Source organism: Actibacterium sp. MT2.3-13A, assembly GCF_018139985.1.
Taxonomy (GTDB): domain Bacteria; phylum Pseudomonadota; class Alphaproteobacteria; order Rhodobacterales; family Rhodobacteraceae; genus JAGSOU01.
The window spans coordinates 169,168-194,231 of sequence record NZ_JAGSOU010000005.1 but is presented as its reverse complement, the minus strand read 5'-3'; the positions used below and the strand labels follow the sequence as shown (position 1 = coordinate 194,231).

At 66.8% G+C, this 25,064-nt stretch carries 27 protein-coding genes and 1 pseudogene; 13 read left to right on the top strand and 15 right to left on the bottom strand.

Annotated elements, in window-relative coordinates:
• Nucleotides 1-147: 147 nt before the first annotated feature.
• Nucleotides 148-2,109, bottom strand: coding sequence for a DNA topoisomerase IV subunit B (parE, locus tag KCI33_RS07005; protein WP_212524050.1), 1,962 nt, complete (start codon nucleotides 2,107-2,109; stop codon nucleotides 148-150).
• Between the two features lie 436 nt (nucleotides 2,110-2,545).
• Here parE and KCI33_RS07000 point away from each other — a divergent pair.
• The 3 genes and pseudogenes from KCI33_RS07000 to KCI33_RS06990 all read left to right on the top strand — a co-directional run bounded on the left by KCI33_RS07000 (nucleotide 2,546) and on the right by KCI33_RS06990 (nucleotide 5,378).
• Nucleotides 2,546-3,314: pseudogene (locus tag KCI33_RS07000) on the top strand (polyphosphate kinase 2).
• 55 nt (nucleotides 3,315-3,369) lie between these two features.
• Complete coding sequence (locus KCI33_RS06995) at nucleotides 3,370-3,966, top strand: class I SAM-dependent methyltransferase (RefSeq protein WP_212524058.1); 597 nt, start codon at nucleotides 3,370-3,372, stop codon at nucleotides 3,964-3,966.
• A 53-nt stretch (nucleotides 3,967-4,019) separates the two neighbouring features.
• Nucleotides 4,020-5,378: an MATE family efflux transporter gene (locus tag KCI33_RS06990; RefSeq protein ID WP_212524049.1), complete on the top strand. Its 1,359-nt coding sequence runs from the start codon at nucleotides 4,020-4,022 to the stop codon at nucleotides 5,376-5,378.
• 124 nt (nucleotides 5,379-5,502) lie between these two features.
• Here the strand turns inward: KCI33_RS06990 and KCI33_RS06985 are convergent, their stop codons facing one another.
• Both KCI33_RS06985 and KCI33_RS06980 read right to left on the bottom strand, forming a co-directional pair.
• Entirely contained in the window at nucleotides 5,503-5,910 is a 408-nt protein-coding gene (locus tag KCI33_RS06985) for a hypothetical protein (RefSeq protein ID WP_212524048.1), read from the bottom strand.
• A gap of 11 nt (nucleotides 5,911-5,921) precedes the next feature.
• Nucleotides 5,922-7,124 (bottom strand): pyridoxal phosphate-dependent aminotransferase, encoded by a 1,203-nt coding sequence (locus KCI33_RS06980; protein ID WP_212524047.1) that lies wholly within the window; start codon nucleotides 7,122-7,124, stop codon nucleotides 5,922-5,924.
• A gap of 87 nt (nucleotides 7,125-7,211) precedes the next feature.
• Between KCI33_RS06980 and KCI33_RS06975 the strand changes: the two genes are divergently transcribed.
• The 3 genes from KCI33_RS06975 (at nucleotide 7,212) to KCI33_RS06965 (ending at nucleotide 8,470) form a co-directional block, all read left to right on the top strand.
• On the top strand, nucleotides 7,212-7,616 hold the full coding sequence (locus tag KCI33_RS06975; RefSeq protein WP_212524046.1) for a helix-turn-helix domain-containing protein: 405 nt from the start codon (nucleotides 7,212-7,214) through the stop codon (nucleotides 7,614-7,616).
• Entirely contained in the window at nucleotides 7,616-7,876 is a 261-nt protein-coding gene (locus KCI33_RS06970) for a succinate dehydrogenase assembly factor 2 (RefSeq protein WP_212524045.1), read from the top strand. The genes KCI33_RS06975 and KCI33_RS06970 overlap by 1 nt, the downstream gene beginning before the upstream one ends.
• Before the next feature lie 96 nt (nucleotides 7,877-7,972).
• Nucleotides 7,973-8,470 (top strand): winged helix DNA-binding protein, encoded by a 498-nt coding sequence (locus tag KCI33_RS06965; protein ID WP_212524044.1) that lies wholly within the window; start codon nucleotides 7,973-7,975, stop codon nucleotides 8,468-8,470.
• A gap of 75 nt (nucleotides 8,471-8,545) precedes the next feature.
• Here the strand turns inward: KCI33_RS06965 and KCI33_RS06960 are convergent, their stop codons facing one another.
• The 3 genes from KCI33_RS06960 to KCI33_RS06950 form a co-directional block, all read right to left on the bottom strand.
• A complete protein-coding gene (locus KCI33_RS06960; RefSeq protein ID WP_212524043.1) occupies nucleotides 8,546-8,974 on the bottom strand; it encodes a VOC family protein in 429 nt (142 codons plus the stop codon).
• Nucleotides 8,975-9,047: 73 nt separating this feature from the next.
• Complete coding sequence (locus KCI33_RS06955) at nucleotides 9,048-10,418, bottom strand: hypothetical protein (RefSeq protein ID WP_212524042.1); 1,371 nt, start codon at nucleotides 10,416-10,418, stop codon at nucleotides 9,048-9,050.
• 4 nt (nucleotides 10,419-10,422) lie between these two features.
• On the bottom strand, nucleotides 10,423-11,463 hold the full coding sequence (locus tag KCI33_RS06950) for a hypothetical protein (protein WP_212524041.1): 1,041 nt from the start codon (nucleotides 11,461-11,463) through the stop codon (nucleotides 10,423-10,425).
• A gap of 223 nt (nucleotides 11,464-11,686) precedes the next feature.
• On the opposite strand from KCI33_RS06950, the gene thyX reads away from it, so the two are divergent.
• From thyX to KCI33_RS06930, 4 genes are all read left to right on the top strand, one after another.
• A complete protein-coding gene (gene thyX, locus KCI33_RS06945) occupies nucleotides 11,687-12,595 on the top strand; it encodes an FAD-dependent thymidylate synthase (protein ID WP_212524040.1) in 909 nt (302 codons plus the stop codon).
• Nucleotides 12,588-13,109, top strand: coding sequence for a hypothetical protein (locus KCI33_RS06940; RefSeq protein WP_212524039.1), 522 nt, complete (start codon nucleotides 12,588-12,590; stop codon nucleotides 13,107-13,109). The genes thyX and KCI33_RS06940 overlap by 8 nt, the downstream gene beginning before the upstream one ends.
• Before the next feature lie 116 nt (nucleotides 13,110-13,225).
• Complete coding sequence (locus tag KCI33_RS06935) at nucleotides 13,226-13,642, top strand: DUF1810 domain-containing protein (protein WP_212524038.1); 417 nt, start codon at nucleotides 13,226-13,228, stop codon at nucleotides 13,640-13,642.
• Between the two features lie 93 nt (nucleotides 13,643-13,735).
• A complete protein-coding gene (locus KCI33_RS06930) occupies nucleotides 13,736-13,990 on the top strand; it encodes a hypothetical protein (RefSeq protein WP_212524037.1) in 255 nt (84 codons plus the stop codon).
• Between the two features lie 94 nt (nucleotides 13,991-14,084).
• Here the strand turns inward: KCI33_RS06930 and KCI33_RS06925 are convergent, their stop codons facing one another.
• The gene (locus KCI33_RS06925) at nucleotides 14,085-14,291 is read right to left on the bottom strand and encodes a cold-shock protein (RefSeq protein ID WP_212524036.1); all 207 of its coding nucleotides are present in this window, start codon (nucleotides 14,289-14,291) and stop codon (nucleotides 14,085-14,087) included.
• 214 nt (nucleotides 14,292-14,505) lie between these two features.
• Here KCI33_RS06925 and KCI33_RS06920 point away from each other — a divergent pair, with 214 nt between their 5' ends.
• Both KCI33_RS06920 and KCI33_RS06915 read left to right on the top strand, forming a co-directional pair.
• Nucleotides 14,506-14,832 carry an ArsC/Spx/MgsR family protein gene (locus KCI33_RS06920; RefSeq protein ID WP_212524035.1) on the top strand — a complete coding sequence of 109 codons (327 nt, stop codon included), beginning with the start codon at nucleotides 14,506-14,508 and terminating at the stop codon, nucleotides 14,830-14,832.
• Between the two features lie 48 nt (nucleotides 14,833-14,880).
• Nucleotides 14,881-15,237 (top strand): hypothetical protein, encoded by a 357-nt coding sequence (locus KCI33_RS06915; RefSeq protein ID WP_212524034.1) that lies wholly within the window; start codon nucleotides 14,881-14,883, stop codon nucleotides 15,235-15,237.
• Here the strand turns inward: KCI33_RS06915 and KCI33_RS06910 are convergent.
• From KCI33_RS06910 to KCI33_RS06885, 6 genes are all read right to left on the bottom strand, one after another.
• The gene (locus KCI33_RS06910; protein WP_212524033.1) at nucleotides 15,219-15,782 is read right to left on the bottom strand and encodes a DoxX family protein; all 564 of its coding nucleotides are present in this window, start codon (nucleotides 15,780-15,782) and stop codon (nucleotides 15,219-15,221) included. The two genes, KCI33_RS06915 and KCI33_RS06910, sit on opposite strands and share 19 nt — an antisense overlap.
• Nucleotides 15,779-16,534, bottom strand: a complete 756-nt coding sequence (locus KCI33_RS06905; protein WP_212524032.1) for a DNA-binding domain-containing protein — start codon at nucleotides 16,532-16,534, stop codon at nucleotides 15,779-15,781. The genes KCI33_RS06910 and KCI33_RS06905 overlap by 4 nt, the downstream gene beginning before the upstream one ends.
• Nucleotides 16,531-17,391 (bottom strand): DUF692 domain-containing protein, encoded by an 861-nt coding sequence (locus KCI33_RS06900; protein ID WP_212524031.1) that lies wholly within the window; start codon nucleotides 17,389-17,391, stop codon nucleotides 16,531-16,533. The genes KCI33_RS06905 and KCI33_RS06900 overlap by 4 nt, the downstream gene beginning before the upstream one ends.
• Nucleotides 17,392-17,443: 52 nt before the next feature.
• Nucleotides 17,444-17,737 (bottom strand): DUF2282 domain-containing protein, encoded by a 294-nt coding sequence (locus KCI33_RS06895; RefSeq protein WP_212524030.1) that lies wholly within the window; start codon nucleotides 17,735-17,737, stop codon nucleotides 17,444-17,446.
• A gap of 305 nt (nucleotides 17,738-18,042) precedes the next feature.
• Nucleotides 18,043-19,995, bottom strand: a complete 1,953-nt coding sequence (thrS, locus tag KCI33_RS06890; protein WP_212524029.1) for a threonine--tRNA ligase — start codon at nucleotides 19,993-19,995, stop codon at nucleotides 18,043-18,045.
• A gap of 91 nt (nucleotides 19,996-20,086) precedes the next feature.
• Nucleotides 20,087-20,998 carry a helix-turn-helix domain-containing protein gene (locus tag KCI33_RS06885; protein ID WP_212524028.1) on the bottom strand — a complete coding sequence of 304 codons (912 nt, stop codon included), beginning with the start codon at nucleotides 20,996-20,998 and terminating at the stop codon, nucleotides 20,087-20,089.
• A 95-nt stretch (nucleotides 20,999-21,093) separates the two neighbouring features.
• Here KCI33_RS06885 and KCI33_RS06880 point away from each other — a divergent pair, with 95 nt between their 5' ends.
• Nucleotides 21,094-21,645, top strand: coding sequence for a cysteine hydrolase family protein (locus KCI33_RS06880; protein ID WP_212524027.1), 552 nt, complete (start codon nucleotides 21,094-21,096; stop codon nucleotides 21,643-21,645).
• 13 nt (nucleotides 21,646-21,658) lie between these two features.
• Here KCI33_RS06880 and KCI33_RS06875 read toward each other — a convergent pair whose 3' ends face one another.
• Entirely contained in the window at nucleotides 21,659-21,991 is a 333-nt protein-coding gene (locus KCI33_RS06875) for a DUF1992 domain-containing protein (RefSeq protein ID WP_212524026.1), read from the bottom strand.
• Between the two features lie 55 nt (nucleotides 21,992-22,046).
• The gene (locus tag KCI33_RS06870) at nucleotides 22,047-25,055 is read right to left on the bottom strand and encodes a valine--tRNA ligase (protein ID WP_212524025.1); all 3,009 of its coding nucleotides are present in this window, start codon (nucleotides 25,053-25,055) and stop codon (nucleotides 22,047-22,049) included.
• Nucleotides 25,056-25,064 lie beyond the last annotated feature (9 nt).

Sequence of the window (25,064 nt, the reverse complement as noted above, 5' to 3'; positions counted from 1 at the left end):
CTCCGCTCCCGGCGCGCTTGCCCAAACCGACCAACCCAACTACCAATCCCAAACCCGCAGACTCTCGTTATGAACGAGGGACCACCGGGGGGCAGGTCAGTGCGCGTTCCGCGCTATAAAATTTGTAGAGCCGTTTTCCTCGGTTCTTCAAATATCCAGCTCCTCCACGAACCGCGCATTCGCCTGGATATATTCGAACCGCTTCTCCGGCTTCTTGCCCATCAGCCGCTCCACCAGGTCCCCGGTCTCGCCCGGCTGGTCCTCGTCGATGGTCACGCGGATCAGCTTGCGCGACTTCGGGTCCATCGTGGTTTCCTTCAGGTCCTTGGCGTCCATCTCGCCCAGACCCTTGAAGCGGCTGACCTCGATCTTGCCCTTGCCGCCCAGGCCCTTCTCCATCCACATCTCCTTTTCCGCATCGTCCAGCGCGTAGATGCGCTTGGCCCCCTGCGTCAGGCGGAACAGCGGCGGGCAGGCCAGATACAGGTGCCCGTGGTCGATCATCGGGCGCATCTGGGTGAAGAAGAAGGTCATCAAGAGCGAGGCGATATGCGCGCCGTCCACGTCGGCGTCGGTCATGATGATGATCTTGTCATAGCGCAGATCGTCGATGTTGAAGCGGCTGCCGAGGCCGACGCCCAGCGCCTGCGTCAGGTCGCTGATCTCCTGATTGGAGCCGAGCTTGGAACTGGCCGCGCCCAGAACGTTCAGGATCTTGCCGCGCAGGGGCAGCAGCGCCTGGGTCTTGCGGTCGCGCGCCATCTTGGCCGAGCCGCCCGCGCTGTCGCCCTCGACGATGAACAGCTCGGTTCCCTCGCGGTTGGTGGCCGAACAATCCACCAGCTTGCCCGGCAGGCGCAGCTTCTTGGTCGCGGTCTTGCGCGCGGTTTCCTTTTCCTGCCGCCGGCGCAGCCGCTCCTCGGCGCGCAGCACGAGGAAATCGAGGATGGCGCCCGCCGATTTCGTATCCGCCGCCAGCCAGTTGTCGAAATGGTCGCGGACTGAGTTTTCCACCATCCGCTGCGCGGATTCGGTGGACAGCCGGTCCTTGGTCTGGCCCACGAATTGCGGTTCGCGGATGAAGCACGAGACCAGCGCGCAGCCGCCCGTGATCAGGTCGTCGCGGGTGATCTGGCCGGCCTTGCGGTTGTTCACCAGCTCGCCATAGGCGCGGATGCCCTTCAGGATCGCGGCCCAGAAGCCCGCCTCATGCGTGCCGCCCTCAGGCGTGGGCACGGTGTTGCAGTAGGACTGGATGAAGCCGTCGCGCGAGGGCGTCCAGTTGATCGCCCATTCGACCGAGCCCGGTTCGCCGAATTTCTCGGCGAACGACACCTTCCCGGCGAAGGGTTTGTCGGCATAGGTGCTGGCCGTGCCCAGCGTCTCGGTCAGGTAATCCGACAGGCCGCCGGGGAAGTGGAACACGGCCTCCATCGGCGTCTCGCCGTCGTCGATCGCGGATTTCCAGCGGATCTCCACGCCCGAGAACAGATAGGCCTTGGAGCGGACCATCTTCATCATCCGGGCGGGCTTGAATTTCAGCGTGCCGAAGATCTCCGCGTCGGGGTGGAATGTGACCGAGGTGCCGCGCCGGTTGGGCGCCGCGCCCACCGCTTGAACCGGCCCCTGCGGGATGCCGCGCGAGAATTCCTGCGCGAAAAGCTCGCGGTTGCGCGCGACCTCGACCCGGACGTGATCGGACAGCGCGTTGACCACCGACACGCCCACGCCATGCAGGCCGCCCGAGGTCTCGTATGCCTTTCCCGAGAACTTGCCGCCCGCGTGCAGGGTGCACAGGATCACCTCCAGCGCCGATTTGCCGGGGAACTTGGGGTGCGGGTCGATGGGGATGCCGCGGCCGTTGTCGCGGATGGTGACGGAATAGTCGGCGTGCAGCTCCACCTCGATGCGGGTGGCGTGGCCGGCCACGGCCTCGTCCATCGAGTTGTCCAGCACCTCGGCCACGAGGTGATGCAGCGCGCGCTCATCCGTGCCGCCGATATACATGCCAGGTCGCTTGCGCACGGGCTCCAGCCCTTCCAGGACCTCGATCGAGGAGGCGTCGTAGGACGGGTCGGGCGTGGCGCCGGTCAGCAGGTCGTTGGGCATGGATGCTCGATTCTTCTTCGCTGTGATTGGACGCATATTAGACCATTGCCGGGCAGGAGGGGCAACATCTTGCGTGGGCGCTTGCAGGTGCCACAGATCATGGTGATCGAGGGGCAAGTCCTGCTCTGCCATTCGCGGCAACCGCTCCTGCGGAGCGGAAGCGGCAGGCCGCGCCTGCAGCCTGGTCTTGTCGGTCTTTCCTTAGCGGTTCTTGCCCCCGTCAAGGCGCACCGGGCGCTTTTGCGGCAAGGAAACAAGGCTTTGTCGAGAGGAGAGACGCATGGACGCCAAGACCGGGATCCTGACTGATAAGCCCGCCCCTGCCGCCGCCGAGACGCCCGTGACCGCGACGGCGGCGGATGCTCGGTTCCTCAAGGTGACATCGGCCTCGATCGCGCATCTCTTCGAGAGCGGCGAGTATCCCTACGACCGCAAGATGTCGCGCCGCAGCTGCGAGGCGCAGGAGACGGGCCAGAAATTCGTGATCCTGTTCGAGGGCCGCGACGCGGCGGGCAAGGGCGGCACGATCAAGCGGTTCACGGAGCATCCCAACCCCCGCTCGGCCCGGGCGGTGGCGCTGAACAAGCCCACCTGGGAGGAAAGGGGCCGGTGGTTCTGCCAGCGCTATGTGCGCGAACTGCCCACGGTGGGCGAAATGGCGTTCCACGACCGCTCCTGATACAACCGCGCCGGCGCGGAGCGGGTGATGGGCTTTTGCGAGCCCCGGGAGTATCTCGAATTCATGCGCCAGACGCCCGAACTGGAGCGGATGCTGGTGCGCTCCGGCATAAGGCTCTGCAAATACTGGTTCTCGGTGACGCAGGCGGAGCAGCGCCGCCGGTTGAGGTGCGCGAGACCGACCCTCTGAAACGCTGGAAGCTCAGCCCGATCGACATGGCCAGCCTCGATAAAGGGCCAGCCTCGATAAAGGGGGCGACGACACCGAGGCCAAGGAGGCGATGTTCTTCTACGCCGACGCCGCCGATGCGCCCTGGACGATCATCAAATCGGACGACGAGAAAGGCGCGCGCCTCAACTGCATGAGGCATTTCCTGAGCACGCTGGACCATCCTGGCAAGGACAAGAAGATCGCCCATGCGCCCGATCCGCTGATCGTGGGCCATGCCGCCCATGTGGTCCACAGGTCCGAGAATATCCTCGGCACCTCGCTGCATCCCGACCCGCGCCGTGGCACCGACGCTTGAGCGGCGCGGTGCGGGGCTCTATCTGTCGGACAACGGGCAGCAGGGAGGGCGCGCGATGTGGAACGAACGCTACGCAACCGAGGATTATCTTTTCGGGACCGAACCGGCGGCCTTCGTGACGCGCCATGCGCATTACCTTGCGCCCGGCGCGAGGGTGCTGTCGGTCGCCGACGGCGAGGGGCGCAACGCGGTCTGGCTGGCGGGGCAGGGCATGGACGTCACCGCGATGGACGGCGCGCCCAATGCCGTGGAGAAGGCCCGCAGGCTGGCGGCGACGCGCGGGGTGCGCGTCGATTTCCATGTCGCCGACATAGTGGACTGGGACTGGGACGACGCGCCGTATGACGCCGTTCTGGCGGTCTTCATCCAGTTTGCCCCGCCGGCGATGCGCGACGCGATCTTCGCCGGCATGGCGCGCGCGCTGAGGCCGGGCGGGCTGTTGATGCTGCACGGCTACGGGCCGCGGCAGCTGGGCTACGGCACCGGCGGGCCGGGCAAGCTGGACCACCTCTATACGACCGATCTGCTGCGCGAGCGCTTCGCCGGGTTCGAGTTCCTCGAACTTTCCGATTACGATGCCGAGATCCACGAGGGGCTGCGCCACAGCGGCCGCTCGGCGCTGGTCGACTGCGTGGCGCGCAAGCCGCGCTGAGTGCCGCCGCGTCCGCGCTGGACGGGCCGCCGCCGCTGGCCTAAGCCGGGGGAATGGACGCGCCCCGGACGACATATGCCCAGCACCTGAGGGCCACGCTGAGCCTTGGCCTGCCGCTGGTCGGCAGCCACCTCGCACAATTCGCCATCACCCTGACCGACGCCGTGATGCTGGGCTGGTACGACGTCGAGACCCTGGCCGCGCAGGTGCTGGCGGGCACGCTGTTCTTCGTGCTGTTCATCATGGGCTCGGGCTTTGCCTGGGCGGTGATGCCAATGGTGGCCACCGCTGCCGGCGCCGGCGAGGAGGCGCAGGTGCGCCGGGTCACCCGGATGGGGCTGTGGATCTCGGCGCTTTTCGCGCTGCTGACGCTGCCGTTCTTCGTCTTTGCCGCGCCGCTGTTGCGCGCGGCGGGGCAGGCGCCGGCGATGGCGGTTCTGGCGCAGGACTACCTGCATATCGCGGGTCCAGCGATCCTGCCCGGGCTGATGGTGATGGTGCTGAAAAGCTACCTCTCGGCGCTGGAGCGCACGCAGGTCGTGCTGTGGATCACGCTGGGCGCGGTGGGGGTGAACGCGCTGGTGAACTACGCGCTGATCTTCGGCAACTGGGGGGCGCCCGAGATGGGGATCCGGGGGGCGGCGTTGGCCTCGCTGTCGGTGCATATGGCCTCGATGCTGGGGCTGGGCGCCTACGCGGCGCTCGCCACGCCCGAGCACGCGCTGTTTCGGCGGTTCTGGCGCGCCGACCGGGAGGCCTTCGGCATGGTGCTGCGAATGGGCGTGCCGATCGGGCTGACGAGCCTGGCCGAGGTCGGCCTGTTCGCCGCCAGTTCGGTGATGATGGGCTGGCTGGGCACGGTGGCGCTGGCCGCCCACGGCATCGCGATCCAGGTCACCTCGGCGGTGTTCATGGTGCATCTGGGCCTGTCCAACACCGCCACCATCCGCGCCGGCCGGGCGCTGGGGCGCCGCGACGCGCCGGGGCTGCGGCAGGGGGCGCTGGTGGCGCTGGCGCTGTCGGCGGCCGTGGCCGTGCTGACCATCGTGGCCTTCCTCGGCCTGCCGGGGCCGCTGATCGGGCTGTTCGTCGATCCCTCAGACCCGCTGCGCCCCGAGATCCTGGCCATGGGCGTGGGGCTGCTGGCCGCGGCGGCGCTGTTCCAGGTGGTCGATGCGGCGCAGGTGATGGCGCTGGGGCTGCTGCGCGGGCTGCAGGACACCCGCGTGCCGCTGGCGATGGCGGCGGTCAGCTACTGGGGCGTGGGGGTTCCCGCGAGCTACGTCATGGGCTTCACGCTGGGCTGGGGCGGGGTCGGCGTGTGGCTGGGGCTGGCCTGCGGGCTGGCGGTGGCGGGCGTGCTGATGACGGCGCGGTTCTGGCGGCAGGCGGGGCGGGCTTTTCGGACTTGATCCTCGGATATGACAGAGGGCCGCGCCCGCCCGGGCGGGGGCGGTCGGGCGGGACCCGGCGCGCTGCGCGCTCAGGGCGGGAGGGACCACGACGGCTCAACGCCGTGATGCCGGTCCCTTGCCCTCAGTCCCTGTCGGATTGCATCAGCCGGTCGGCCTTCTTGCGCACCAACACGCCGCGCAGGTCGTGCATCGCCAGGAGCAGCGCGTCGGTCACCATCTCAAGCTGTTCGTCGCTGGCGCGCGACTGCGCCCATTGCGTCGTCAGGTTGAGGTGATCGACCGCGCGCAGGATGTCGTCCATCTCGCGCTCTGCCAGCAGTTCGCGCCGATCCGCGATCCAGTCGCGGATGACCTCTAGATCCTCCTCGGTGAGCGCCCGGTCGCCATGCGGCTTGATCTCGCCGTTGCGGATATTGACCACCGCGATCTGGTCCAGCTCGACCCGGCGCTGCCGGTTTTCCGGTTCGATCCGGAAAACCAGCGCGCCGTTCTCGCGCACGCGGAAGTAATAATCCGGCAGGTCGCTCATGCCGTCCCCGCTCAGCTCAGCTGCGCGCAGAAGTTCTGGATGCGCGTGCAGGCCTCTTTCAGCGCCGCGTCCGAGGTGGCGTAGGACACGCGGAAGCAGGGCGACAGACCGAAGGCCGCGCCGAAGACGACGGCGACGCCGGTTTCCTCCAGCAGCGCCTTGGCGAAGGCCTCGTCGTCGACGATCTCAGTCCCGCCTGCCGAGGTCTTGCCGATGCAGCCCTCGATCGAGGGGTAGACGTAGAAGGCGCCCTCGGGCGTCGGGCAGGTGACGCCCTCGGCCGCGTTCAGCATCTCCACCACCATGTCGCGGCGGCGCTTGAAGATGGCGTTGTTCGACGCGATGAAATCCTGCGGCCCGTTCAGCGCCTCGATCGCCGCCCACTGGCTGATCGTGCAGGGGTTCGAGGTCGATTGCGACTGGATCTTGCGCATCGCCGCGATCAGCTTCTCGGGGCCGGCGGCATAGCCGATGCGCCAGCCGGTCATGGCATAGGCCTTGGACACGCCGTTACAGGTCAGCGTGCGGTCATAGAGGCCGGGCTCCACCTGCGCGGGGGTGCAGAATTCGAAATCGCCGTAGACCAGATGCTCATACATGTCGTCCGACATCACCCAGACATGCGGGTGGCGCATCAGCACATCGGTCAGCGCCTTCAGCTCGTCCCAGGTATAGCCCGCCCCGGTGGGGTTGGAGGGGGAGTTGAAGATGAACCACTTGGTCTTCGGCGTGATGGCGGCTTCCAGTTGCTCGGCCGTCAGCTTGTAGGCATTGGCGGCGGTGGCGGCCACGGCCACCGGCTCGCCACCCGCCAGCAGCACCATGTCGGGGTAGCTGACCCAGTAGGGCGCGGGGATGATCACCTCGTCGCCGGGGTTCAGCGTCGCCATGAGCGCGTTGTAGAGGATCTGCTTGCCGCCGCTGCCGACGCTGACCTGCGCGGGGGTGTAGTCCAGCCCGTTGTCGCGCTTGAACTTGGCGCAGATCGCCTTTTTCAGCTCGGGCAGGCCGTCGGGGGCGGTGTATTTCGTCTTGCCCGCGTCGATCGCGGCCTTGCCGGCGTTCTTGATGTTCTCGGGCGTGTCGAAATCGGGCTCGCCCGCGCCAAGGCCGATCACGTCCTTGCCCGCGGCCTTCAATTCGCTCGCCATGGTGGTGACGGCGATGGTGGGCGAGGGTTTCACACGGTCAAGTGTCGCGGAAAGAAAGGACATGGTCGTCTCCGGTTTGAAACTCGATCGCCACTCTCATAGGCTGCACAGGACACCCGTTCAAGCGGGATTGGCGCAGCGGAGGGGACGATGAGCGACGCAAACGAAGGCAACACCGACTGGTATTCGAACGAAATCGCCACCTTCGGCGACCGGCTGGCCGGCGCCCGCGAGGCGGTCGGCCTGAGCCAGGCGGAACTGGCCAGGCGGCTGGGCGTCAAGCTCAAGACCGTGCGCGCCTGGGAGGACGACATGGCCGAGCCGCGCGCCAACCGGCTGCAGATGCTGGCGGGGCTGCTGAACGTCTCGATCATGTGGCTGCTGAACGGCGAGGGCGACGGGCTGGACGCGCCCGCCGAAGAGGCTATTCTGCCCGCCGACGTGCGGGCCATGCTGACCGAGATCCGCCAGGTCAAGACCGAGATGAACGCCATGGCCGACCGGCTGGGCCTGCTGGAAAAGCGCCTGCGCGCGACACTGAAAGAGGGGGCCTGATGGCCGAAACACCGGAAAACCGCCTGAAACGCATGAAAATGCGCGCCTGGCACCGCGGCACCAAGGAGATGGATATCATCCTGGGCCGCTTCGCCGACGCGAAGCTGGCCGCGATGACCGCGCCGCAACTCGATCTGCTGGACGCGCTGATGGAGGAGAACGACCAGGATCTCTACCAGTGGGTCACGGGCCAGGCCCCGGCGCCGGAGCGGTTCGCCGCGCTGATCGACGAGATCGCAACCCATGCCGGCGCCCGCTGAGCGAAAGATCCGGCGAAGTTTTTTCGTGTTTTAACCGAATCTTTGGTTCTCCCTCCGTATCCCTGATCTCATCCCGAGAGACGGAGGGAGAGACAGATGAGTATCCAGCCCCCCCTGATGGCGCCGGCGCGGCACGGCTTCATGACAAGCTATCTGGAGGCCCTGGCCTTGGTCGAGCGGCTGCACCGGCTGCTGCTGGATGTGATCAAGGACGAGTTCGAGCGCGTGGGCGTGCTGGAGCTGAACGCGGTGCAGGCGCTGCTGCTGTTCAACGTGGGCGACCACGAGGTCACCGCCGGAGAGCTGAAAAGCCGCGGCTATTACCAGGGCTCTAACGTCTCCTACAACCTCAAGAAACTGGTGGAAAAGGGCTACATGCACCACCAGCGCTGCGAGAGCGACCGGCGCTCGGTGCGGGTGCGGTTGACCCCAAAGGGGCGCGAGGTGCGCGACGTCGTGACCGAGCTTTTCCAGCGCCATGCCGAGGGGATGGAGCAGAAGGGTGTGCTAGGCCTCGACCGGCTGGACGAGATCACCGCGACCCTGCGCCGGATGGAGCGCTACTGGAGCGACCAGATCCGCTACATCTACTGACCCGGCCGCGGGCAGACGGCCCCGCCCGCCCGGCGCGATGCCCTCGCGCGGGGCGGACGCTGACCTTGGCTGACCCTACCAGTGCCCGATATTTTCCATGCTGACCCAGGGCTCGGCCGGGGCCTTGGCCCCGCCCATCTGCAGCAGCTCGACCGAGATGTTGTCGGGGCTGCGCACGAAGGCCATGCGCCCGTCGCGCGGGGGGCGGTTGATGGTCACGCCGTTGTCCATCAGGTGCTGGCACATGGCGTAGATGTCCTCGACCTCGTAGGCGAGATGGCCGAAATGGCGGCTGTCCGAGGGCAGCCCCTCGTCGCCGTCCCAGTTGTAGGTCAGCTCGACCGGGCAATCCTCCTGGCCCGGCGGGGCCATGAAGATCAGCGAAAAACGGCCCTCTTCGCTGTCGTAGCGTCGGGTTTCCTTCAGCCCCAGCAGGCGGAAGAAGGCCATGGTCTTCTCCAGGTCCTTCACGCGGACCATGGTGTGCAGGTAACGGATTTCCATCGCAAAACTCTCCCTTGTTTGCGGTCAAAGTAACATATCGCGCGCGGGGTTCGAGGGGCAATGCGGCCGCGGCTCAGAAAGCCGAGCGGAAGCCCAGCGTCAGCCCGATATCCTCGGTCTCGTAGATCGCCTCGTTGGAGCGGTTGGTGACCACGCTGAGGCCGATCTCGGGGGCGAAGCCGTAATAGTCGTATTCGGGCAGGAAGACGCTCGCGCCCAGCATCAGCTTGTCGTCGCGGCGCGGCCGGGCGCCGAAAAGCGACTGGTCGTAATCGCGCGACTCGTAAGCCGCGGATAGGCCCAGATAGGCGCCGAAGACCGGCTTTAGAAAGCGGTAGTCCAGCCCCGCGATCTGCGCCGAGTGGGCGATGATCGCGCTGTCGGATTCGGTGTCGCGCAGGCCCAGCGACAGTTGCAGCAACCCCGAATTGCCGATGCGGGTGCGCCAGTCCACCCGGCCGGTCAGCGCCGTGGACGAGCGGACGGCGCGATCCTTGCGCCACTGCTCCTCCGCGGCCAGGGAGAAGCGCAGCTGATCGTGCCGGCCAAGGGTCACGGTCTTGGCCAGTTCGGCCGCCGCGTAATCGGCCAGATGCGCCCCGCCGTAGAAATTCCGGCCCAGCCGCAGCGTCGCGTCCAGCGGGCTGGCGGGGCGCGTGCCACGGATCGTGGCGCCGAAGCTCAGTTCCACCGCCTGATAGGCGAGGTCCGAGGCGCCCAGCCCCGGCGCCTTGCGCCGCGCCGCGTCAGACAGGCGATAGGCCTTGCCCTCGAACGCGCCGCCGACGTGCAGGGTCAGCCCCTCGGACAGGTCGCGGCTGTAGCGCGTGCTGGCGCCATAGCTGATCTCCAGCCCCGACAGCGCCTGCGCGCCGCCGCTCAGCGCGAAGGGCAGCCCGCCGATCACCATCGTGTCGGATTTCGAGCCGTTGTTGATGTTGGACGAGGGGGTGACGCCGAAACGCAGCTGCGTGGACCAGGGGTTGCGGCCGCGCAGATAGCGGAAATCGCGCGCGATCAGCGCCGCGCTGCGGTCGTCGGGGGCGAATTGCGCGGCGCGGCGCAGCCACAGCTGCGCCCGGGTGCGGTGGCCGTCCGACGACAGCGCCTGTGCCATGACCAGCGCCGCGGCGTAGCGGTCGCCGTCGCTCTGTGCCAGGTCCCAGGCCGCGCGCGCGGCGCGCCGGGCGGTGGCATTGTCGCCGAGGTTGCGGGCGGCGCGCGACCGGATGATCAGGGCGAAGCCGTCCCGCGGGTCGCGCAGCAGCAGCGCCTCCGCCAGGGTCAGGGCGAGCCGGTCGTCATGGACTTCCAGCGCCTGCGCGGCCGCTGCGCGCATCTCCTCCGGGGTCAGGGTGACAGGGGCGGCCAGCGCGCCGCCGGCCGCGCCCAGCATGAGGCCGGCGCAGAGCGCCAGCCTTCGGATCAGGCGCAGCGGAGACACCGCCTTAGGGGCGATACAGGATGAAGCCGCCGGTCTCGCGCACGGTCACGCCGTTGTAGCGGGGATCGTCGGCCTCGACGACCAGCACGCCCACGATCTCGTCGGCATTGGCGCCCGAGAGCAGCGCGTAGTAGTTGCCGCTTTCGAAATCGACCAGATCGCCGTTGCCGTCGGCCACCTGGCTGGTCAGGCCGCCCAGCATCTCGCCGTTGGCGTCCAGCACGCCGGGGCCCACGGTGAACAGCAGCGTCGGAAGGGCGGTATAGCTGCCACCGTATTCCGCCGCCAGCGCGGTGAGCATGTCGTTGGTGATGTCGGTGCCGCCGGTGTCGAAGATGCGGCGGTTGGTGACCCTGCCCTGCACCGCGTCGCCGGCGTCGAAATCCTCGAAGTCGATCGCCACCTGCATGTCGCCGGTGACATATTCCAGCCCGCCGCGCCCGTCGAAATCGCGCAGACCGGCGTAGTCGCCGTTATACCGCGCCTGGCCGGAGGTGGGCAGCGTCACGCCGCCGTTGCGCTGGTAGATGAAGCCGCCGAAGCCATAGCCGAGATAGGCGCCGGTCCGCACGATGGCGAATTCTGCGGTGGCATCGCCATTGCCATCGGTGTTGGTGCTGACGCCGTAGAGCACCTTGTGCGAAAACTGTGTGATCGGCGCGCCGGTCGTGGAGTCGTTGAACAGGTTGGCGTTCTCGTAGACCGCATAGGGGCCGAGGCTGCCCACCACGGCGTCGCGCGTGTAGGAGTTGTCCCCGTCGAAGGCCAGGTTGTCCACCGTGAAGGTGTCATTCGTGGAATCGTAGGCAAAGCCGGTGGCGTAGCCGCTGCCCTCGCCGTCGCTGGGTTCGTAACGGTAGAGGCTGTTGCGCGGGCTGGGGCTGGCCGTGCCGGGGGGCATGGTGCGGTCGCTGGTGATGCCGCCGCCGCCCGTGCCGCCGGTGCCCCCGCCCGTTCCGCCGCCGGTGACGGGGTTCGTGCCGACGCCCGACGAACATGCTGCCAAGGGCAGCAGCAGCGCTGCCAAGATCAATTTCTGTCCCATGAACCCGCTCGCTCTTTTGCTCTATGAAATGGCGCTTTTCGTGAAATCGTCCTCTTAAGTCCTCGAAAAGTCAATCCATTCGCAAAACGCCGCCGACATCCGTTGCCAAAAGGATGCGCCCGGAGAGGGACCGTGGAGGCCACAGCATGTGGCTGTTCCGCCAGTCGCCGCACATAGATATAGTGGGGGGCGACTCACGAATTCCAGATGAAGGACCCGCCCGATGCCGCTGACACCCGACCAGATCGCCGAAATCGAAGAGCTGCGCTCCACCCCGCGGCAGACCCTGCGCGCGGTGTCGGAGGGGATGGAGAAGCATCTCTACCTCGCCCACGAGGTGCTCGACCACGGCTTCGTCCGCGTGATCGACTACATGGGCGACGACGCCGCGATCTGCCAGGCGGCGCGGGTCTCCTACGGCAAGGGCACCAAATCGGTCAGCAATGACGAGGGGCTGATCCGCTACCTGATGCGGCACTGGCACTCCACCCCGTTCGAGATGTGCGAGATCAAGCTGCACGTCAAACTGCCGGTCTTCGTGGCGCGGCAGTGGATCCGCCACCGCACCGCCAACGTCAACGAATATTCGGCCCGCTACTCGATCCTCGACCGCGAGTTCTACATCCCCGAGCCCGACGCGCTGGCCGCGCAGTCCACGGTGAACAACCAGGGCCGCGGCGAGGTGCTGGGGGGGGCCGAGGCCGCGCGGGTGCTGGAGATCCTGAAATCCGACAGCGCCCGGAGCTACGACCACTACGAAGAGATGCTCAGCCAGGAGGGCAAGGCCGGCCTCGCGCGGGAGCTGGCGCGGATGAACCTGCCCGCCAATATCTACACCCAGTGGTACTGGAAGGTGGACCTGCACAACCTCTTCCATTTCCTGCGCCTGCGCGCGGACGCCCACGCGCAATTCGAGATCCGCGTCTATGCCGAGGCCATCGCGCGGGTCGTGGCCGACTGGGTGCCTTTCGCCTATGCCGCATTCGAGGATTACCGGATGGGCGGCGAGACGCTCTCGGCCAAGGCTCTGGACTGCATCCGGCGCATGCTGAAGGGCGAAGAGGTGACGCAGGAGACCTCCGGCATGTCGAAAGGCGAATGGCGGGAGTTCCAGGGGGTTTTGAGTGAGTGAGATGTTCTTCAACTCCCTCTGGCTGTTTTTGGGCGTAGTATCTGGAGCCGCGATACAATTCACGTTGAATTGGATCGTCCAGCGACAACAAAGATCGACTGCGAAACGCTTGTTTCGAGTGGAAACCGCCATAAATCGAGAGGAGTTGAGAAAACTCAGTGAAGCTTTGAAACGAAAAAAAGAGCGATTTGTGGCGCGACAGGTATCGGACGTTGACTTTTTCGTCGATATGTCGGGATTCAATTACCGCATTATAGATCCCCTTGTTAACACAGGGCATTTCCACGCGCTTCTTGGCCCGGATGGTGTTACGCAATACTTCAGATTTGCCAATGAGCTAAACATAGAGCGAGCTTCATGGATGATGAATGCTCTTCGTGCGCAGCACGAAGAGGGGCAGTCATTGGGTTTTCTTGACTGGGTCATCGATACGAAGTTACCCGAGTGGGACGCTAGCCTCAGTCTCGTTGAGGAAAAGCTTGGAGCGCGAGTGTCTTCGGCTCAAACCGCGTGAAGTTGTTGAGGCACCTGTAGGGTGGTGCCAACCCAACGCTGCGCCGAGAAATGATCCTGTAACCGGGCGTGTGGTGCCCTCTGTTCCGGGAGGCACGTTTGGGCTAAGCTCATCCGATGCCCGACCTCGCCCGCTTCCGTGATGCCCAGGCCGACACCTACGCCACCGCGCTGGCCGAATTGCGCGCGGGGCGCAAGGCGACGCACTGGATGTGGTTCATCTTTCCCCAGCTTGCCGTGCTGGGCCGCTCGGCCACGGCGAAATATTACGGCATCGAAAACCTGGCCGAGGCCCGCGCCTACCTGGCCGACCCGGTGCTCGGCCCCCGGCTCGAAGAGGCGGCCGAGGCGGTCCTGACGCATCCCGAGCGCGACGCCGAGCAGATCATGGGCCCGATCGACGGGCTCAAGCTGCGCTCCTCGGCCACGCTGTTCCGCGCGGCGGGCGGCGGGGCGGTGTTCCAGCGCCTGCTCGACACCTTCTACGGCGGCGCGCCCTGTGCGCGGACGATTCAGGAACTGCGCGCGGAATAGGAAATGCTCTGCTTCCGTCCGCGATGACCGCGCGCGCGACCGATCCGTGCTATGCTGCGCCGGAAGTCACGATTTTCGAGGGGGGTATTCAGCATGTTCCGCCTACTTTGCGTCGCCCTCGGCCTCGGACTGGCGGCCGCGCCCGTGCGGGCCGGCATGACCCAGGAGCCGCAACATGACGTCGCGATCTGGGCCTATCCGCAGGCCGAGAATTCCTGCCCGGAGGGGCTTCGGCCGGTTTTCGTCAACGGGATGGTCAGCTGCGGCGTGCCGAACCGCAACGGTGAGGCCGTGCGGCGCGCGGACGCCCGCGATGATGTGAGCTATTCGAAAAGCCCGCGCAACTAGGGCCCGCGGCCCCGGATGTTCTGCGGAATGGGCGGACGGGACGTCCCGGCCCAAGGTGCCGCGCGGTGGGCCCGCGCGGCAGGGAATGCATGGTTCAGAGCGCCTGCAGGTCGCCGGCCGACTGGCGGCCATCGCGGCCCTCGATCATCTCGAAGCTGACCTTCTGGTTGTCGGCGAGGCCCGTCATGCCTGCGCGTTCCACGGCCGAGATGTGCACGAACACGTCCTTGCCGCCGTCATCGGGCGCAATAAAACCATAGCCTTTGGTGGTGTTGAACCATTTCACGGTGCCAGTGGGCATTTCCGTTCTCTCCTTGTAGTCAACCGTCCGCATTATGCGACGGGTAGGTCACAGCCAGGTCTTCCAAGCCTTCCGGCTGCCCCTGAAGGAGGAGCGGTCGTCATAGAAAGTCTGTCGTCACGGGCCAAGCATGTGGGGCGAATCAGACGAAAATCAAGGGCGAAGTCTCGCCTTCCGCTGGTGCCCCGCTATAGTGGCGCAAAAAGGGGGCACCATGCGGCTATACGGTTTGAAAACATGTGATACTTGCCGGGCGGCGCGCAGGGCGCTGGCCGCGGCGGGGCGGGAGCCCGACGAAGTCGATGTGCGCGGCGACGGGGTGCCGGAGGCGGATTTGCGGCGCTTTCTCGACGCATTCGGCGAGGCGCTGATCAACAGGCGCTCCACCACCTGGCGCGGCCTCTCCGAGGCCGAGCGCGCCGGCGATCCGCTGACCCTGCTGACCGCCCACCCGACCCTGATGAAGCGCCCGGTGATCGAGGCAGACGGGCGGCTTTACCTCGGCTGGGGCAAGGATGTGCAGGACAAGCTCCTTGGATAACCGCCGCCGATTGTCTAGATCGCGGGGAAAGCGACAAAGGAGAGCACCATGCGCAACGCGGCGCTGACCCTGGGCGTGATCGCCGGCATCATCGGGCTGATCGTGGGATTTTTCGGCTATGGCTACACGGTCTTCATCGACTGGTTCGGCGAGGTCGAGGACGTGGCCGAACAGGTCGACAATCCCGGGCTGATCCGCGCGGTGTCGCTGCTTTCGCCGATCCTGGCGATCGCGGGCGGCGCGATGGCGCGTTCGCAAAACGTGGCGGCGGGGGGGCTGATGCTGCTGTCGGCGGCGGGGATGTATTGGGCGTTCAGCTTCAACGTCTTCACCATGTTCCCGATCGCCATGTGCGGCCTCGGCGGCCTCCTGGCGCTGCTGGCCCGTCAGCCCGACGCGACCTGAACGCGCAACGCCCGGTCGAGAGACAGCGGCCCCGCGCCTTTCGCCACCAGCACCGTCAGGACAAAGATCCAGAACAGCCGCTGGTCGAGGATCGCGCCATCGGGAAACCGGTCGAACCAGGCGCCAAGGGTTTCGGGCTGCGCGATGCCGCCGTGGCCGTAGAGGTCGGTCAGGCTCTGCACGGTGACGAAGCCGATCATGCCCAGCGCTGCGAGGCGCGTGGCGAGCCCCAGAACGATCAGCGCGGGCAGCAGGAATTCGGCGTAGGTGCCGGCCAGCACCACCAGCCAGTGAAACGTGCCGAGCTGCCCGACATCATAGCCCACGGCCTCCATCTGGCGGGGAAAGATCTGGGCATAGGCGCCCAGCGAGGGCCGGATCAGCCCGGGGATTCCCTCGCCCAGTTTGGTCAGGGCGGAGGCCCAGAAATAGACCGGCAGCGTTGCAGCAAAAGTGAAACGCGCGAGCGTCGGCAGAAGCCAGCCGTCGGTGGCGTGGCTGCGTGACAGGAAAGCCATGTCGTGAAGCGATATCAGCGATTTCATCGGTTATCCTCATGGTCTATCGCAATGATGGCCTCACCTTTCAGCAAGAGCCCCAGAACCGCGCCAAGGTCGAAATTGTGACTCTCTGCCTCGGCGTGCCCCAGCGCGGCGCCGAAGGTCTCGCCGCGCTGAAGCGCCAGGAGAAAGGCCGCGCCGCCCGGCGGCAGCGGGGAAATCGCAGGGTCGAAGCCGGGCCGCGTCAGCAGCGCGTCCTCGGCGCGCATCTCGGGAGGCGCGCCGCCGCCCGGCTGGTGCATCTGCCAGAGGGTGACGACCGGCCAGTCCGAGCGCACCAGCCGCAGCGCCGGCGCCAGCCGCAGCCGGGCGCGCATCAACCGCTCCGGGGCGATGGCCTCCAGCGCCGCCGGATCGACCGGCGCCGCATCCGCGGCATGGTAGCTGTGGCGCAGAGCCAGTTCCAGCCGGGCAACGTCGGGCAGGTAACCCAGGTCTTGCACAGGCGGGAAATGCGCCAGAAAGGCCGGCATTTCCGCCCCGTAGAACATCAGCAGCGGCAAGGTCGGCGGGTGCTGGCGCAGATAGATTCCGGCCATGCGGCGGAAGAATTCCGCGCCCAGCAGCGCCCGGAGCACCGGGAAGGCGGTCTCCAGCGCCGCGGTCAGGCTGGCGGCGACATTGTTGCGGTAGACGTCGAAGCGTTTGCCGGCCGGGCGACCCTGCGGGTCGGTCAAACCGGCCGGCACCGCGCGGGCGGGGTCGAGCAGCGCTTCGGTGAAACCCGGCTGTCTCATGCCGGCACCTCGGCCAGCAGGGCGGCGGCGCGGGCGGCCTCGGCCTCCAGCACCGGCCAGCCGGGCACGTCGTTGTCCCATTCGATCAGCGTCGGGCGGCGGCCAGCGCGGGCGAGGGTCTCGGCATAGAGCGCCCAGACCGGGTCGACCACCTCGCGCCCGTGGCTGTCGATGAGCAGCGGCGCGCCATGCGCGTCGGTTTGCATGTCATGGCCGCCGAGATGGATCTCGCCGACCCGCGCCATCGGGAAGGCCGCGATATAGGCGTGCGGATCGGTCTGCTGGTTGGTGGTCGAGACGAAGACGTTGTTGACGTCCAGCAGCAGCCCGCAGCCGGTGCGCCGGGCGATCTCGGCGAGGAATTCGGTCTCCTCCATCTCGGTTTCGGCGAAGGCGAGATAGGTGGAGGGGTTTTCCAGCAACATCTCGCGGCCCAGCACCTGCTGCACCTGGTCGATATGGGCGCAGACGCGGGCCAGCGTCGCCTGCGTGTAAGGCAGGGGCAGCAGGTCGTTCAGGAAATGGCTGTCATGGGTCGACCAGGCGAGGTGCTCGGAGAAACTGGCCGGGTTCAGCCAGCCGATCAGATGCTTCAGCCGGGACAGGTGGTCCTGGTCCAGCGGCGCCTCGCCGCCGATGGACAGGCCCACGCCATGCACCGAGATAGGGAAACGCTCGGCCAGGTGGCGGAGCTGGGCGAGAGGCCGGCCACCGGAACCCATGTAGTTTTCCGCATGGATTTCCAACCAGCTCACGGCGGCCGGCGCCTCAAGAATGTTCGAAAAGTGCTGTGGCTTGTAGCCGACGCCGGCGCCGTCGGGCAACGGTTCGGGGCGGTTTGTGCGGGAGTCCAGCATGGGAACCTCCAGTGTTGAGGGCCCCCGGCGGCGTCCGCCGGGGGTGTGGGCGTTACGAGGCCGGCAGGTCGCGGTCGAGCGGCTCGAGCGAGCCCATGCGGCCGCCCGGAAGCTCGATCGTGGTGCAGGTGCCCTTCTCGACCAGCTTGAACGAGTTGCCCTGGTAATCGACCTTGGCGGTGCCGGCGCAGGTGGTGCCGGGGCCGGCGGCGCAGTCGTTCTGGCCGGCCATCGCGACGCCGTAGCATTTCTCCTGAGCGGCGCTGTCCTGGGCCTGGGCGCCATGGGCGCTGAGTGCGGCGGCGACGGCGCCGGCCACGGCGAGGGTCTTCATTGCATGTGACATATCGGTATTCTCCCTAAATCGGTTCGTGAAACGTCGCGTCGGGCGACAGGGGAGAGGTAGCGACAGGCCCCGATCAACTGCCAGTCACATGGGCGTGCCACACGCGCGCGTGTCCCATTGTTACATTTTGTCGCAGGGAGCCGTGCCGCTCAAGCGTTGGATAAGAAACGGGAAAAACAGTTCGTGGGCCGGTTGTTGGGCTGTGGCGCCAAAAGGTGCCAGCGTGGGAATGTTGCAGCCCCGGTGGCATGAAAAAAGGCCGCGGCGCCTGTGCGTCGCGGCCCTTGACCCTCGGAGCAGGCGCCTCAGCGCGCCAGGTCGGGCGCCAGCGCCTCGGCGCGCAGCTGGGCCACGATCTCGTCGAGCGTGGCGCTGCGGGTCTCTTTCTCGCCCAGGCGGCGGACGGAGACGGTGCGCTCGTCCACCTCTTTCATGCCCACGGCCAGGATCACCGGCACCTTGCCCACCGCCGAATGCTCGCGGACCTTGTAGTTGATCTTCTCATTGCGGATGTCGGCCTCGGCGCGCACGCCCGCAGCCTTCAGCGCCGCGACCACCTCGTGCACGAAACCATCGGCCCCCGACACGATCGAGGCCACCACCACCTGCCGCGGGGCCAGCCAGAACGGCAGCTTGCCGGCGAAGCTTTCGATCAGGATGCCGATGAAGCGCTCAAACGAGCCGAGGATCGCGCGGTGCAGCATCACGGGGCGGTGCTTGGCGCCGTCCTCGGCGATGAAATTGGCGTCCAGGCGCTCGGGCAGGACGAAATCCACCTGCAGCGTGCCGCATTGCCAGTCGCGCCCGATGGCGTCGGTCAGCACGAACTCAAGCTTGGGGCCGTAGAAGGCGCCCTCTCCGGGGTTCAGCTCGAAATCATAGCCTGCGGCCTCGGTCGCGGCCTTCAGCGCGCCCTCTGCCTTGTCCCAGACCTCGTCGGAGCCGGCGCGTTTCTCTGGCCGGTCGGAGAATTTCACCCGGAAGCTCTCGAAGCCGAGATCCCTGTAGATCGAGCTGAGCAGAGCGATGAAACGCTCGGTCTCGCTCTCGATCTGGTCCTCGCGGCAGAAGATATGCGCGTCGTCCTGGGTGAAGCCGCGCACCCGCATGATGCCGTGCAGCGCGCCCGAGGGCTCATAGCGGTTGCACGATCCGAATTCGGCCATTCGCAGCGGCAGGTCGCGGTAGGATTTGAGCCCCTGGTTGAAGATCTGCACATGGCAGGGGCAGTTCATCGGCTTGAGCGCGTTGATGGTCTTTTCGCGGGCGTGCTCCTCGTCGACCTCGACGATGAACATGTGCTCCTGGTATTTCTCCCAGTGGCCCGAGGCCTCCCACAGCCGGCGGTCGACGACCTGCGGCGTGTTGACCTCGACATAGCCGGCCTCGAACTGGCGGCGGCGCATGTAGTCCTGCAGCGTGGTGTAGATGCGCCAGCCATTGGGGTGCCAGAACACCTGGCCCGGCGCCTCTTCCTGCATATGGAAGAGTTCCATCTCGCGGCCCAGCTTGCGGTGGTCGCGCTTGGCGGCCTCTTCCAGCATCAGCAGGTGCTTCTTCAGGTCGTCCTTGGTCTTGAAGGCGACGCCGTAGATCCGCTGCAGCATCGGCCGGTTGCTGTCGCCGCGCCAATAGGCGCCGGCGACCGACATCAGCTTGAAGCCGTCGGCAGGCACCTGGCCGGTATTCTGGAAATGAGGGCCGCGGCAAAGGTCCTGCCAGTGTCCGTGCCAATACATGCGGATCGGCTGACCCTCGGGAATCATGCCCACCAGCTCCACCTTGTAGGGCTCGTTGTTGGCCTCGTAATAGGCCACGGCGCGGTCGCGCTCCCAGATCTCGGTGGTGACGGGGTCGCGGCGGTTGATGATCTCCTTCATCTTCTTCTCGATCGCGCCGAGGTCTTCGGGGGTGAAGGGCTCTTCGCGGTCGAAATCGTAGTAGAAGCCGTTTTCGATCACCGGGCCGATGGTGACCTTCACCTCGGGCCAGATCTCCTGCACGGCGCGGGCCATGATATGGGCGCAGTCGTGCCGGATCAGCTCCAGCGCCTGCGCGTCGTCCTTCATGGTGTGGATGGCGATCGAGGCATCCTCGGCGATCGGCCATTGGAGATCCCAGTGCGCGCCGTTGACGGTGGCGGAGATCGCCTTTTTCGCCAGCGAGCTGGAGATGCCTGCGGCGACTTCGGCGGGGGTGATCCCGGCCTCGAAGCTGCGCGAATTGCCATCTGGGAAGGTGAGGGTGATCTGGGCCATGATCTGGCTCTCCTCGTCGGTTTGGCGCCCACGGAACGCCCGGTTGCGGGTTATGGTGTCGGCGCGTATTTGACCGCTCGGCCGGGCGATGTCAACGCCGCAGCCGCCGCCGGTAGTCCGACGGCGTCAGCCCGGTGAGCCGCCGGAACACCTTGCGAAACGCGGTGGCGTCCTCGTAGCCCACCTCATGGGCGATGGTCTCCACCGGGTCGGGGCCGCCCTCCAGCCGTTGCTGCGCCGCCTGGATGCGCGTGTGCTGCAGATAGGCCAGCGGGGTCAGGCCGGTGGCGGCCCGGAACCGGCGCAGAAGGCTGCGCTCCGACAGCCCCGCCTCGGCGGCGAGGCCGCGTATGGTCAGCGCCTGGGCAAAGCCCGTCTCGATCCGCCGCTGCACGCGCAGGATGGCGGTGTCACCATGATCGGCGGGCGGGCGGAAGCCGCGGTAATGCCGCTGCTCGCGCCGTCCGGTGTCGGTGACGAAATGGCGCCCCAGCTCGCGCATCAGCCGGGGCGAGGACATCTGCGCCGTCAGCTCAAGCGCCAGGTCGATCCAGGACAACAGCCCGCCCGCCGTCACGATGCGGCCGTCGCGGGTCAGGATCGGGTCGGTGTTCACCTTCGCCCTGGGGAAACGCTGCTGCAGCCGCGCCTCCAGCCCCCAGTGGGTGGTCACGCGGCGCCCGTCCAGCACCCCCGCCGCGCCCAGATAGAACGCCCCCGCGCAGGCCGAGGCCATCAGCGCGCCGCCCGCGTGCTGTCCGCGCAGCCAGCGCACGAGCGCCGGGTCGGGGGAAAGGAAGTCGTCGTTGCCGAAGGCCGGAGGCAGGATCACCGCGTCAAGGCGCGCCGCGGGCAGGGTGTCGGCGGTGACGGTGGCCAGCGTCAGCGCCTCCATCCCCTCGCGCCGCTGCATCCGGGCGCAATGGCTGAACATTTCGGTCATGCCGGCAAGCGCGGCCTGCGAGGCGCCGGGATAGTGGACGAGGGCGAGATCAGCGGGCATTTGGCGGAAACGGCATGTTATTTGTCATTTCTGACGCTAGGGCGCGCGGGCGATCCCCGTCAATATGGCCGCAACGATGGTTTGCGGAGGATGACATGGAACGCACGGCCCTGCTTTTGGTGGATTGGCAGAACGACTATTTCGACGGCGGCAAGATGCCGCTGAGCGGCTCCGATCAGGCCGCGCGGCAGGCAAGCAGGCTGCTGGCCGCGTTCCGCGCGGCAGGGCTGCCGGTGATCCACGTCCGGCACGAGACCCTGCGCGAGCCCGCGCCCTTCTTCGCCCCCGGCACCGAGGGGGCCGAGATCCACCCCCTGCTGGCCCCGGCCGAAGGCGAGACGGTGATCACCAAGAACTTCCCCAACAGCTTCCGCGGAACCGACCTGCTGGAGCGGCTGCAGGCGCTGGAGGTGAAGACGCTGGTGATCGCCGGGGCGATGACCCACATGTGCATCGACGCCACCACCCGGGCGGCGGCTGATCTGGGTTTCCGCTGCCGTCTGGCGCAGGATGCCTGCGCCACGCGCGATCTGGAATTCGGCGGTGTTGCGGTGCCCGCCGTGCAGGTGCATGCGGCGTTTCTGGCCGGTCTTTCCGGGATTTACGCCCAGATCCTGCCCGCCGGGGATCTGCTGCCCGCGGCCTGAGCCCTGCGGGGCGTCAGCCGCGCAGGAACTTGCGCCTTGCCTCGGCCTCCATCTCGTGGCGCATCTGCACCTCGGCGAGTTCGGCCATGATCGCGCGGCGCTTTTCCGGGTCGGTCTCGGCGGCATAGGCCTCTTGCAGGGCCAGCATGCGTTTCTTCAGTTCCACCTCGCGGGGCAGGACGCCGGCCTCGGCCATGATGCGCGCGCCCAGCGCCTCGCCCGCGTCGATGAAGGCGTCGCCGGGGCGCTGGGGCAGGGGTTTGCCCTCGCCTTCGAGGCCGGAGAGCTGGCCCTCCCTCTCGGCCTTGCGCATGCGTTTTTCGGCGATCCGGTCCCAGCGGGGCATGAGGGGCGTCCTTTCCGCCCCTCATATACACCCTTTGCGACGAAAGCGTTAGCGTCTAGCCCAGCTCGGCCAGACGGGTGAGCGCGGCCTGCAGCTTCTCGGCCTCCTCCTCGCGCGCGGCGAGGTTTTCGCGGGCTTCCTCGACCACATCCTCGGGGGCGGAGGCCACGAATTTGGGGTTGTTGAGGCGCCCTTTCAGCCCGCCGATTTCCTTGGCCAGCTTGCCCATCGTCTTTTCCAGACGTGCCTTTTCCTCAGCCACATCAATGACATCGGCCAGCGGCAGGGCAAAGGTGCCGCCCTCGGCCGCGATGGTGATGCAGCCCTTGGGCAGGCTGTCGACCGCCGTCAGGCTGTCGATCCGCGCCAGCCGCTTGATCAGCGTCTCGTTGCGCGCCCAGGCCTGCTGTCCGGCCTCGTCCAGCTCCAGCTGCAACATGGGCAGATGCAGGCCCGCGGGCACATGCATCTGGGCCCGGGCGGAGCGGATATCCTCGATCAGGGAGATCACCCAGTTCATCTCGCGGTCGGCGGCCACGTCCACCAGATCGGCTGCGGCATAGGTCGGCCAGTCGGCGTGCACCAGCATCTTGTCGCGGCCGCCCGGCACCGCCCACAGTTCCTCGGTGACGAAGGGCATGATCGGGTGCAGCAGGATCAGGCACTGGTCGAGAACCCAGCGCATGGTGGCGCGGGTCTCGGTCTGCGCCTCGGCGTCCTCCCCCTGCAGCAGCGGCTTGGCGAATTCGACATACCAGTCGCAGACCTTGCCCCAGACGAAGGCGTAAAGGGCGTTGGCGGCATCGTTGAAGCGGTAGGCCGACAGCGCCGCGTCCACCTCTTCGCGCACCTTGGCGGTCTCGCCGATGATCCACTTGTTGACCGTGTGGCTGGCCCGCAGTTCGGCGGCGGAGGCGACCGGCCTGACATCGGGCTCATAGACCCCGTTCATCTCGGCGAAGCGCGCGGCGTTCCAGATCTTGGTGCCGAAATTGCGGTAGCCGGCGATGCGGGCGGTCGAAAGCTTCAGGTCGCGGCCCATGGCGGCCATGGCGCTGAGGGTGAAGCGCACCGCGTCGGCGCCGTATTCGTCGATCAGCTCCAGCGGGTCGAGGACGTTGCCCAAGGACTTCGACATCTTCTTGCCCTTCTCGTCGCGGACGAGGGCGTGGACATAGACGGTGTGGAAGGGGATGTGATCGACCACGGCGAGCTGCATCATCATCATCCGGGCGACCCAGAAGAAGATGATGTCGAAGCCGGTGATCAGCACGTCGGTGGGGAAGTATTTCTGCAGTTCCGGGGTCTGCTCGGGCCAGCCCAGCGTGCCGATGGGCCACAGGCCGGAGGAGAACCAGGTGTCGAGCACGTCGGGGTCGCGCGTCAGATTGACCGAAGCTGTCTTTGGGCTTCCGTCATGGTTCAAAGAGACAACAAGTGGTTCGAACAAACGATCCTCGGGTGTGGCGGCAGGATCGACCCGGACTGTGAAATCACAATCCAGAATATGCTCGTAAAAGTCGGTTGCTTGCTGCACAGCCTCGGCCTGAGAAGCCGCACAGAAGGCGACCTTCTCAACACCGTCAGCGAGCGGAATGCCGTCTTTGGTGTGCGAAATTTTTGGCCCGTACCACACCGGGATCTGGTGGCCCCACCACAGCTGGCGCGAGATGCACCAGGGCTCGATATTCTCCAGCCAGTGGAAATAGGTCTTGGCGTCGCGCTCGGGCAGGATGCGGGTGTAGCCTGCGGTTTCGTCGAAGGTGCCCGCCTCCTGCGCCGCCATGCCCTTGCGCACGGCGTCGAGGGCGGGCTCGACGATTTTCGAGGTGTCCACGAACCACTGGTCGGTCAGGTAGGGCTCGATCGCGACCTTGGAGCGGTCGCCGTGCGGCACCATGTGGCGGTCGGCGTCGATGCCATCGAGCCAGCCGTTGTCGCGCGCCTCGGTGATGATGGCGTCGCGCGCCTCGTAGCGGTCGGCGCCCTCGAACATCTCGATGCATTTGGCGACGTCATCGGCGGGGCAACCCTCGGCGAAATCGGCGTTGTCCTTCAGGAACATTCCGGCGCGGGTGTTCATCACGTTGATGACGCGCAGGCCGGCGCGTTGGCCCACCTCCCAGTCGTTGAAGTCATGCGCCGGGGTGATCTTCACGGCCCCCGTGCCCTTTTCGGGGTCGGCGTAGTCGTCGGCCACGATCGGGATCGAGCGGCCCGACAGCGGCAGGCGCACGGTCTTGCCGATCAGGTGCTTGTAGCGCGGATCCTCGGGGTGCACGGCGACGCCGGTGTCGCCCAGCATGGTCTCGGGGCGGGTGGTGGCCACGACCAGGTAGTCGCGGGTTTCATAGGCCGTCGGCTTGCCGTCCTCGTCGAACTCGACGGGGTGCTCGTAGGTCTCGCCGCCTTCAAGCTGGTAGCGCAGGCGCCACATGTTGCCGTCTTTCTCGACCTGCTCGACCTCGAGGTCGGAGATGGCGGTCTCGAAATGCGGGTCCCAGTTCACCAGCCGCTTGCCGCGGTAGATGTAGCCCTTGTTATAGAGGTCCACGAAGACCTTGATCACGGCATCGTGGAAATTGCCCTCTTCGCCCTCGGGCGCGCCGGGGGCGCCGGACATGGTGAAGGCGTTGCGCGACCAGTCGCAGGAGGCGCCGAGGCGCTTGAGCTGGTTGACGATGGTGCCGCCGGACTGCGCCTTCCATTCCCAGACCTTTTCAAGGAATTTCTCGCGCCCCATCTCGCGGCGCGAAGGCTGCTGGCTTTTCGCCAGCTCGCGCTCCACCACCATCTGGGTGGCGATGCCGGCATGGTCCTGCCCGGGCTGCCACAGCGTGTCGAAGCCGCGCATGCGGTGCCAGCGCACCAGGATGTCCTGCAGCGTGTTGTTGAAGGCATGCCCCATGTGCAGCGAGCCCGTCACGTTCGGCGGCGGGATCATGATGCAGAAGGTTTCGTCGCGCGACGCGTTGGCGCCGGCCTTGAAGGCGCCGGATTTCTCCCAGGCGTCATAGAGGCGCGCTTCGGCCTCGGCGGCGTTGAAGGTCTTTTCCATCGGCATCTTGGGGCC